The sequence below is a fragment of the Oligella sp. HMSC05A10 genome (assembly GCF_001808335.1).
Classification (GTDB): Bacteria; Pseudomonadota; Gammaproteobacteria; order Burkholderiales; family Burkholderiaceae_B; genus Oligella; species Oligella urethralis.
Window position 1 is genome coordinate 1 of sequence record NZ_KV792911.1, and the last position, 2006, is coordinate 2006.

Here is a 2006-nt window from a genome sequence, read left to right on the forward strand (position 1 = left end):
ATGTATGAGTGACAACTATCTTGACAAATACCGAAACATACTTACACTCCAGCGAATGGATTGCCGTAAAAGCCACTTATATTTAATCTTTGCAAGGTTCAAACTCAGAGAGTGACCAAAACCTATTTGGCGTATCCTCATCATCTGTTAATGCTCCTACAAATAATAATGTCGCCATTGACTTTAAGACCAAATTATCCTTAATGGTGAGCCAGTCAACGTAGATAGTAATTTGTTCAAATGTTGGATTAGTGACGGTATTAGATGTTGTGGCCATATACCACTTACCCTTTCTCGTGCTTCCATCACGTCTTGTCCAAATAATGGTCCTTAATCCATTACCAGCTGGTGTATCAGTCAAGCGCAAAGAGGATGGCTCTACGGTCAAACACATCGGAAACTTTAAGTTCAAAGCAGACTCATCTACCTTACGACCCGGTTGCATATCGTATCTACTAAGACCACTGCTCGCACAAGCAACAATCATAAACAAACAACTTAAAACAAACACCAATCGTATCATTGGAATAGAGCTAAGTATCTTATTTTTCATGAGCAGTCTCTGATGATTTATTGAACCTTAGACTCGAGACAATCTTACCCCCCATCACTCGACTAGTGGGTTGAAATGGATCATTAATATTTTCCTGCCCCCACCCCTCCTCTGAATAACAGAGCTCTATCTCCCTGAAGTTTTTCAATGTGATAAAAACAGTGTCCCCAAGCTGATAGTTCACTTCAAAATCAAATACCGACTGGTCTTTTAAGAGTTGCATAAAGTAATTGGCATTTTTTTTCTCTGAATCTTTATCTATATTTAAAAGCTTCTCAATTTCCTCAGTGCAAATTAGCAGTCCAACAATTCTTTCTTTGCCGTAGTTCTTAGCCCTTCTTTTATACACCCATTTACCAATCGAAATATCTTCCTTATCAAGTTCTTGCTTACAAGTACAAAAACGAATATTTTCCACAGCTAAACACATAATATTCAATTCCCTAGATAAATAACAAAAACATGCTATTTATAACAAGTAAAAAACAACCAAATAAAAAATACTCTACTTTTTTATTGCTAAAAATCACTTAAGAACACTCAATCCATGATCTTCTTGATCTGTTATTATGTAGTTGATTATTAAACTAATTTTTTAAAAGTTTTATTATGTGGCCGCGTTTCAATAGTAAAAAACCTACCCTCAACCGTGTGGACTCCCTATCTTCATTACGTGAATCTGCGGGCGATCTCAGTTTTTTAGAAAAAAACAATACACATATTAGAGTTTGGGTGCCAAGTCTTGTCGGGGAGGCGATAAAAGATACTGCTTCCTATCAAGGAGAGACGATGGCTTTCTACCTAAGAAACATTCTTTTCCGCCATTGTTACGGTCAGTACATTCTCAATCAGAAAGAACAGGAAGACCTACGTTTAAAACAATATACAGAGCCCATCTTAGCCAAGTACCACGAGTACATACCAATCAAAGATCCTGTTTATTGGGTACCTCAGCTTGGAAAAAACATATTCCCTATCAAATTAGCACTACCATCAAAGACTAAAAGAGATCTTCAGAAACTAGCAGATCACCACTCAATCAATTTATCCCAATACCTCAGAGAAACGATTATTTCACATGTATTTGGCCATGGCATGGTACCCAGTCGTCGCTACAACGACCTAGAAGAACAAGAAATAAATACGGCTGATGCGTGGGTTGAAGACGACGACTTTGAATTGCTTGAACGAGCTCCCATCTATCACAATGGAAAATCATTTTATTTTGAAGAAGAATAAATAGAGTATTTTTATGCCGAGCCTTAAAGCCTTGGTACTATTTTTAATTAAGCAATACGGATTAAAATCAGCATGACAAAATCAAAATACCACTTTTATAACAAGCAAACAAAAACATACTATTTATACAGTATGACTTTCTTATGCTTTGTTTTTTATTAATTTTCAATATAAACAAAAGGAGACTTTTGCATAAAAGCAGTTAAATACCGGA

At 36.1% G+C, this 2006-nt stretch carries 3 protein-coding genes; 1 reads left to right on the top strand and 2 read right to left on the bottom strand.

All coding sequences use genetic code 11. The annotated features are described in order from the left end of the window. Nucleotides 1–82 precede the first annotated feature (82 nt). Both HMPREF3144_RS05335 and HMPREF3144_RS05340 read right to left on the bottom strand, forming a co-directional pair. Nucleotides 83–553, bottom strand: coding sequence for a hypothetical protein (locus HMPREF3144_RS05335; RefSeq protein ID WP_141742731.1), 471 nt, complete (start codon nt 551–553; stop codon nt 83–85). Beyond that, nucleotides 543–971 carry a hypothetical protein gene (locus HMPREF3144_RS05340; protein ID WP_141742732.1) on the bottom strand — a complete coding sequence of 143 codons (429 nt, stop codon included), beginning with the start codon at nt 969–971 and terminating at the stop codon, nt 543–545. The genes HMPREF3144_RS05335 and HMPREF3144_RS05340 overlap by 11 nt, the downstream gene beginning before the upstream one ends. A gap of 191 nt (nt 972–1162) precedes the next feature. On the opposite strand from HMPREF3144_RS05340, the gene HMPREF3144_RS05345 reads away from it, so the two are divergent. Beyond that, complete coding sequence (locus HMPREF3144_RS05345; protein WP_141742733.1) at nt 1163–1792, top strand: hypothetical protein; 630 nt, start codon at nt 1163–1165, stop codon at nt 1790–1792. Nucleotides 1793–2006: the final 214 nt, after the last annotated feature.